Below are 7,069 nucleotides of genomic sequence, written 5' to 3' on the forward strand. Positions count from 1 at the left end.
ATCAATTATGGCAGAGCAATTAATAGAGCAAAACTCCCGTTTCGTTATGACCAGCGAGTTATTTGGCGAAGAATTGCAGAGTTAGAAAAATATTGGTTTAAAATACGTATCATCACTAAATCACCTGTGACATTATCGAATATGTCGCTAAGGATTGAACAATGACGAATCAATATGCAATCCAGGATTAAAGGAGCCAATCAGCGTCCAAGGTTCATATATCACCCCTGATATCCTTCCTTCAAATTTCAGCGAATCTTATCGTAGGATCGTTTTAAGTGGTGCCGAGGATATAGGCAAAGTCGTTAACAGAGCTAACGACTCAGGATATGAAGCTTATGCTGCGCAACTTAAAAATGAAGAGCAAGATATTATCCTTGGGAATCACGAGGAAAGGATAACAAAAACTGAGGAGGTTTAGCAAGTCTTGAGGTTCGGGTGCTTAATATTGAGAACGACGTTAACGGACTTAAAATAAAGATACAAGACTTGGATGGCAAAAGATTCCGAAATTATCGTTGATTACGTCTCCTTGAGTCGAGTGACTCAGCAAAATTTATCATCATCCCTCAATGTCAACACTGCTTATTCCGTTAACGGTACAAAAGTGGTTGGTCAGCGTGTTATTGGATTTACTCCCGCTATCGGTACTCCATTGAAGAACGCTTTTGATGCAGATCAATCCTTCGCAATTGGAAAAAAGTATAAAAAAGATGAAATTGATGCATTGGCTAATGCATTAATCGCATCCGCCAGCGCATCAAGGCACTAGAAGACGCGTTAAGATCGCACGGGTTGATTGACTGATGGAAATTAAAGTTATTGACAATATCCAACAATTCCAGCGGTTTTTATGGATAAAAGCAAGATCGGTTATGCAATGGAAAATAACGGGGATTATCAATTAAAGAACAATCAGCTTTATGTGGGTGTTTATGAAGGGTTAATGCTGGTTGGTTTTTTTTCAATAGAATTATTCGCAACAAGTTAATTGAAATTCATCCTGTGTTTGATCCAGGTTTTCGAGGAAAATATGCATTAGAAGCCACAAAAAAATTTTCAAAATGGTTGGTGGATAATATCAATTTTCAACCGTGATTACGTATGTTCCTGAAAAAACCCCGTGGGGGAAAATTATTTGCAAATTAATGAACATGCGAAGAGTCGGTGTGATTGATAATGCATTAACGGCAGGTAATCAACAAATCAATATGACAATGTATCAGGTAACAAAAGAGGAGTTAGAAGATGGGTGGAGGCGGTGGGGATAACGGCGCAAGCGAACAAGCTAGGGCATCACGTGAAGCAATAGATCTACAAAGAGACCAATGGCAACGTGTAATGCAAAATTTAACGCCATACATGGGAGTCGGGGTGCCAGCGTTAAATCAATTGCAAAATTTGATGTCGCCAGAGGGACAGGCACAGGCATTGAACAATTTTTATAATTCGCAACAGTTTAATGATTTGGCTAGTCAAGCGAGGTACCAAAGTTTAAATGCCGCCGAAGCGACAGGTGGTTTAGGTTCGACGGCAACAGGTAATCAATTAGCATCTATCGCTCCAGCATTAGGGCAGAATTTTCTATCTAATCAGATGCAAAATTACGGTAATTTAGTTGGCATTGGCATGAATGCAGCAACCGGACAAGCTTCAGCAGGTCAAAATTACGCTAATAATGTCGGTCAATTATTACAGAACATTGGAGCAGCAAATGCGGCTTCGGCAAGTAGCCCTTCTGGATGGCAGAGAGCATTAGGTGGTGGCATGGCAGGAGCTGCAACAGGCGCAAGTATTAGCGGACCATGGGGAGCTGTAATTGGTGGTGGTTTAGGTGCACTGGGTAGTTTATTTTAATTGGAGTTTCTATGGCGGCGTTTCAACTTGCTGGATTACCCAGTATGCAAATATCGAATCAAACTGCGGGAGGGCTAGGATTGCCAGCAGTACCACAATATGCTGAACGTCCTAATACGGGTGTTATGCTTGCACAGGGTATAGGTTCAATTTATGACAATTTGCAGGCAAGAGAAAAACAGCAATCAGAAGCGGATTTTATGAAATCTTTCGGTGCGGCTTATGCGGCTAATGATCGCGACGCAATGAAGCAACTTGCTGTGGCTCATCCTGAACAAATTGAACGCATTCAAAAAGGGATGGGTTTTATTGACCAGGACAGAAATCAGGTTATTGGACAAGCAGCCATGGATTTGCGTCTTGCTGCAAAAAGTGGTGATCAATCACTGATGTCATCATTACAGAAAAATGCACCGATATTAAATCAGATGGGATTATCACCAGAAGAAGCATTTTTATCCTACAAGCAAGACCCAAAACAGTTTGATCAGATGACTGATTTAATTGGTATGCATGCATTGGGTCCAGAAAAATATTTTGATATTCAAGATAAACAAGAAGGTCGTGACATTGACAGAGGTAAACTTGCTGAAACAGAACGCAGCAACCGAGCAGGTGAGTCTTTAACAATGAGAAGTCAAAATATTTCTGCGCAAAATGCAGCCTTGGATAGAGAGATAAAAAGAGCAGAACTTGAGAACAAGAAACTTGATCGACAAGCACAAAATTCGACTAACGAATTGCGAAAACAAGCATTAGAGCAACAAATTGCGGCTAATCAACAAAAGATAGATGAAGCAACTGAAAAAAAACGTGTCGCCCCGATTAATGATAGAAAACGCATTGATACAATTAATGACAACGCAGACAGATTGGCACAACAAGCGCAAAGTATATTGGATAATCCCTATCTGGAATGGACGGTTGGGGCAGGAAGTATAATGCCAAATATTCCTGGTACTGTCAGAGCAGATTTAGCGGCACAGATTAGCAATTTGAAAGATCAAATAGGACTGCAAACATTAAGCTCAATGAAAGAATTGTCAGCCAATGGTGCCGCTGGATTAGGGAATACCACTAACCGAGAATTTGGTTCATTGCAGAATTCACTGGGTAATTTGAGTGAAAAACAGTCGCCAGAAGCGCTCAGAAAAACATTGCAGAATATTATAAAAAACGCAAATACTAGCAAAAATAGGCTGAATGCTAACTTCAAGCAAATTTACCCGGATTTTAAGCAAGATGAGCCTAACGAAAAGATGAATGTTGATAGTTCAAATATTTCAGATGATGAATTATTAAATAAATATTTATCGAGGTAATCATGGCTATCAATGATTATTCAGAAGAACAGCTTTTTACTGCATTAAGAAATGCGGATTCAGCAGGCGATAAGACTGGCGCTCAACGAATTGCTGGATTAATTCAACAAAGACGATCTACTCAAAACCAAGATAGTAATCCTATTACTGAGGCAGGAAAAGGACTTTTGCAAACAGGTGTTAATGTAGCGAATATTATCCCTGAAATTGCCGATGCTTTTATGTCAGGAGCTTCGTGGGCGGGTAATCAGTTAGGAATTGGCGATGGTACTTATACACCAACACAGCGATTAGAGTTACCTGATAATTTAAAACCACAAGATCCATATGCCAAATTGGGTGCTGAAATTGGGCCTTATCTTATTCCTGGTGTTGGCGCAGAAAGAACAGCAGCCGCATTAGGTTCTGTTACCAACGCGGGAAGACTGGAGCGTGGTGCAACTAAATTAGCGGATATGGTGGCTGAAAATAGTGTAGGGCATTAGCACAGAATAGTCAGCGCGATAATGCCAAAATTTAGCGACTGATTTGGGTATTGGGGTTGCTGGTAGTGGATTAACGAGAGCGATTACTCCGCTATTAGGTAAAGCTTATAATGCAGTTGTGCAACGTACAGCATCACCAGCATCAACTGAAATTAACACGGCAAATGATATTGTACAATTAGCCAGATCTGAAGCAGGACGAGAATCAATAGCAGAACAAGCCGCCAAAATAGATCCGGATGTTGCTAAAGCAGCTGATGTTACGGGTATTGACATAATGCTTTAACGCCAGGTATGCGTTCAGGTAGTACAGGCATTGCGCAAACTGAAGGAGTTTTATCTTCAACACCAGGAATTGTGCAAGATGCTCACATGAAAGCATTTGATGAAATAAAAAGCAAGTTGAACAAAAACTTAGAGGAATTAGGTGCAGAATCTGGAACGGCATCAGAAAAAAGCGCAGCGATTAAAGGAAGAGTCATATCAAATCTAGATGAAATGAGAGAGGCAGAGTGGAAAGCCTGGAATAATGTTAGATCTACAATGCCAAATCAAAAGATGAAAATGGCTAATGCCAATGCGGTTGTTCAAGCTGAAAATTCTGCTGGCGTTCCTTTATCATCTGAAATGAAGCAATTTGTTTCTGCTTATAAAAAAGGGGAATTACGTTTGATGGCATGAAAGCATGGAGAGCTAAATTTTCTGATGCAGCAGAAAAATATAGCCGTAGAGGTGAAGCAAATGCGGCCAGACGTGCTGGAGAAGTTAGACAAGCCATAACACAAGATATGCAGAAAATGGCACAACAGGGTGGTTTCTTGAAGACTGGACGAAAGCTAATGAATTATCTAAGGCAAGAATAACCGCCAAAAAGATGCTGAAGCTATTTTTGGAAGAGACCTATCAAATGATGCGCTAATCACAAAAGGCGTTTCTGCATTACAAAGCTCATCGAAAAAAGGTTTAAAAGATTTTCATAAATAATGAAATCTGTTCCAAAGGATGAACATGAACCAACCGATAGCATCAATATTGCAGGATGCAGCATCACAAGGTGTGAGAGGGGGTAAATCAGAAGGCGCGGAATTTCACATATTGCTTCAATACTTACACCACAAAACATTAATGTGATTAGACAATATTCACCCGATCTTGGAAGACTGACAGAAGCTTATGGCTTATTAGCAAAAGCGGCGTCAAAACCTTTAAGAAGCATTGAACATACAGGAAGATCAGTTCCCGTCCTGAAAACGCTCAATGGTGAATTACCAAAAATATTACAAATTATTTCTGACCCACTCAAGAATAAAGCGGTTGGGCTATTGCTGGCTATGCAGGAGCTGGAGTAACTGGTTCTGTATTAGGTTCTTTAGCGAGTTCTGCTTTGTATTCTGGTATTGCCAATTTAGCCAGTAAACGTAGTGGCAGATATGCAATAGAGAAAGCTATTCAGGAAGCAACTAAAGCGGTTAATGCTGGAGCGAGTCAATCAGCCATTGAAGCTGCTGAAAGACGCTTTGTTAAAAATAAAGCCGTAATGAGAGTACTTCGTGATACGCTGAGTCGTGAAGAGTTCCAGCAAATGGCCAGACTTGGGTTTGTTGCTACGATGAGTGGAATGACAAAAAGTAACAACAACGAATAACAATCCTATCTAAAAGTTTATAAAATCCCATTATTTAATAAATATACACCTCATTTCTATCTGGAGAAAAAATGTCAGATATTATGCCTAATGTTGTCGTGAGTATGCCAAGCCAATTATTCACCTTAAGAAGAAAGTTTGCTGCTGCAAGCAATGGTAAGGTTTACATCGGTAAAATCGATAGGATCCCACCATCCCAGAGAACCAGATTCAGGTATATCTTGAGAATGAAGACGGATCACATGTCCCTGTTGCACAACCTATTATCATCAATCAAGCCGCTATCCAGTTTACAATGGTCAAATTGCCAAGTTTGTCACAGTAGAAGGTCATTCAATGGTTGTGTATGACAGCCATGGTGCGCAACAATTCTATTTTCCAAATATTCTAAAGTACGATCCTGACCAATTTAAAGGTAAGCTTAAACAACCCGATGGTGCATCAATGATAGGTGTCCAGCCATCGGGTAATCTGCAACAGATGTTGCATTATGTTACGCCTGAACAATTTGGTGCGATTGGTGATGGTAATGTCCACCCGCTATCTGAGCGATTTAAGACATTAAAAGAAGCACAAACGGTTTACCCTCACGTAACTTCATTAGATCAAACCATTGACTGGGCGGCATGCCAAGCAGCAGAGAATTATGCTAGAGGGAAGACAGAAGTTAATTGTCCTTCATATGCTCAATATCATTTTAAATTCGACTATTTAAGCATAGGTGTAAATTCAAAATGGAAAGCTGGAATCAACCCACAAACTGACTCTGGAGGCACAACAATAAAGCGTACCATTAATGTCGTCTCACCGCCATTCGGACAAGACTGCTTCGTAAGAGTAATGAACGCTACAACAGCAGGTAGTGCAGATGAATTTATACGCGGAGTGGTTTTCAAAGGATTTAAGCTTACGTATGGATTACCAAGAAGATCTCCCACTAAGAGTACTGGCAGAATCGGATTACATCTTAATTATGCTATTAAGGCTGAAATAGACGTTACCGTCAATGACTGTGAGTATGGGGTATTTGGATATTCATGCTGGGGAACAAAAGGTACAATTCGCATAGACTCATGTCATAAGGGTTTTTATGCAGATCCCGTGACACCAACGCCTGAGAATCTTTCTCCTCCAAATAATAGAAATACAAGTTTTAATTTGCGAGTAGAAATTGATGCGTGTCCTTTTGGCCTTGTATTGAGAAGTTGTGGTTATTCTGAATTTACTGGCTATATTGAGGGAGCAGTTGTAGGTCAGGGGAACTATGATAGTACAAACGAGACAGCAATTGCGGTGACAATGTTGAATGGTGATGGTAATAACATGAGGTTAGGAATTGAAGCATGGGAAGGAATTCACGTACTCTTGCAAAATGCTGCTCTTGAGATATCAGAGTCATTTGCACAGCAAAAAGATATAGTTAATTCAACGGGGAAAAATGGCCCCTGGCATTCGATGTCATTACTTACAGGTAATGAACAGCCATTAACAATTCCATCTGGTAATAATTCATTGTTTTATTCTATGTCTCATGGACGATTAACTGTCAAAAATTTAAAAATGGATGCATCAAGGGAGGTCTTCAATTCGGCATATCTTAGTTATCAAGATTCATCTAGTGGGGTACTTTTCTTTAATACAGGTATTTATACTGGCGATATTCGAAGACTATCACCAAATAATTGGGTGAATATAGACGTAATTAATGATAAATATTTAGAGCCCTGCTTTTTGCCTGATTCGGGTACAGCATACAGATA

The 7,069-nt window shown here is 40.0% G+C and carries 7 protein-coding genes and 4 pseudogenes; all 11 read left to right on the forward strand.

Annotation, left to right across the window (positions count from 1 at the left end):
• A pseudogene (locus tag AYJ55_RS36590) lies at positions 1-165 on the forward strand (packaged DNA stabilization protein); the annotation flags it as partial.
• The gene (locus tag AYJ55_RS34205) at positions 155-421 is read left to right on the forward strand and encodes a hypothetical protein (RefSeq protein ID WP_245677563.1); all 267 of its coding nucleotides are present in this window, start codon (positions 155-157) and stop codon (positions 419-421) included. The pseudogene AYJ55_RS36590 and the gene AYJ55_RS34205, both read left to right, overlap by 11 nt.
• 72 nt (positions 422-493) lie before the next feature.
• Entirely contained in the window at positions 494-772 is a 279-nt protein-coding gene (locus AYJ55_RS34210; protein WP_245677564.1) for a hypothetical protein, read from the forward strand.
• Between the two features lie 108 nt (positions 773-880).
• Positions 881-1,271 (forward strand): annotated as a pseudogene (locus AYJ55_RS23885) (DUF2824 family protein).
• Positions 1,249-1,857 carry a lipase chaperone gene (locus AYJ55_RS23890; RefSeq protein ID WP_063657748.1) on the forward strand — a complete coding sequence of 203 codons (609 nt, stop codon included), beginning with the start codon at positions 1,249-1,251 and terminating at the stop codon, positions 1,855-1,857. Before AYJ55_RS23885 ends, AYJ55_RS23890 begins: the two are co-directional and overlap by 23 nt.
• Before the next feature lie 11 nt (positions 1,858-1,868).
• The gene (locus AYJ55_RS30240) at positions 1,869-3,179 is read left to right on the forward strand and encodes a phage DNA ejection protein (protein ID WP_162505785.1); all 1,311 of its coding nucleotides are present in this window, start codon (positions 1,869-1,871) and stop codon (positions 3,177-3,179) included.
• 2 nt (positions 3,180-3,181) lie between these two features.
• Complete coding sequence (locus AYJ55_RS34215; RefSeq protein ID WP_245677565.1) at positions 3,182-3,664, forward strand: hypothetical protein; 483 nt, start codon at positions 3,182-3,184, stop codon at positions 3,662-3,664.
• Positions 3,665-3,803: 139 nt separating this feature from the next.
• Positions 3,804-4,645, forward strand: a pseudogene (locus AYJ55_RS36595) (DNA transfer protein); the annotation flags it as partial.
• A 146-nt stretch (positions 4,646-4,791) separates the two neighbouring features.
• A complete protein-coding gene (locus tag AYJ55_RS34235) occupies positions 4,792-5,013 on the forward strand; it encodes a hypothetical protein (RefSeq protein ID WP_245677569.1) in 222 nt (73 codons plus the stop codon).
• A 35-nt stretch (positions 5,014-5,048) separates the two neighbouring features.
• Positions 5,049-5,309 (forward strand): hypothetical protein, encoded by a 261-nt coding sequence (locus AYJ55_RS34240; protein ID WP_063658067.1) that lies wholly within the window; start codon positions 5,049-5,051, stop codon positions 5,307-5,309.
• Positions 5,310-5,380: 71 nt separating this feature from the next.
• A pseudogene (locus tag AYJ55_RS27485) lies at positions 5,381-5,819 on the forward strand (phage head-binding domain-containing protein); the annotation flags it as partial.
• Positions 5,820-7,069: the final 1,250 nt, after the last annotated feature.

Source organism: Candidatus Arsenophonus triatominarum (assembly GCF_001640365.1).
In the GTDB taxonomy this organism is placed as follows: domain Bacteria; phylum Pseudomonadota; class Gammaproteobacteria; order Enterobacterales; family Enterobacteriaceae; genus Arsenophonus; species Arsenophonus triatominarum.

Coding starts and splice junctions, on each gene's coding strand:
- AYJ55_RS34210 (WP_245677564.1), top strand. CDS start 494: ATGGCAAAAGATTCCGAAATTATCGTTGATTACGTCTCCTTGAGTCGA.
- AYJ55_RS34215 (WP_245677565.1), top strand. CDS start 3,182: ATGGCTATCAATGATTATTCAGAAGAACAGCTTTTTACTGCATTAAGA.
- AYJ55_RS30240 (WP_162505785.1), top strand. CDS start 1,869: ATGGCGGCGTTTCAACTTGCTGGATTACCCAGTATGCAAATATCGAAT.
- AYJ55_RS23890 (WP_063657748.1), top strand. CDS start 1,249: ATGGGTGGAGGCGGTGGGGATAACGGCGCAAGCGAACAAGCTAGGGCA.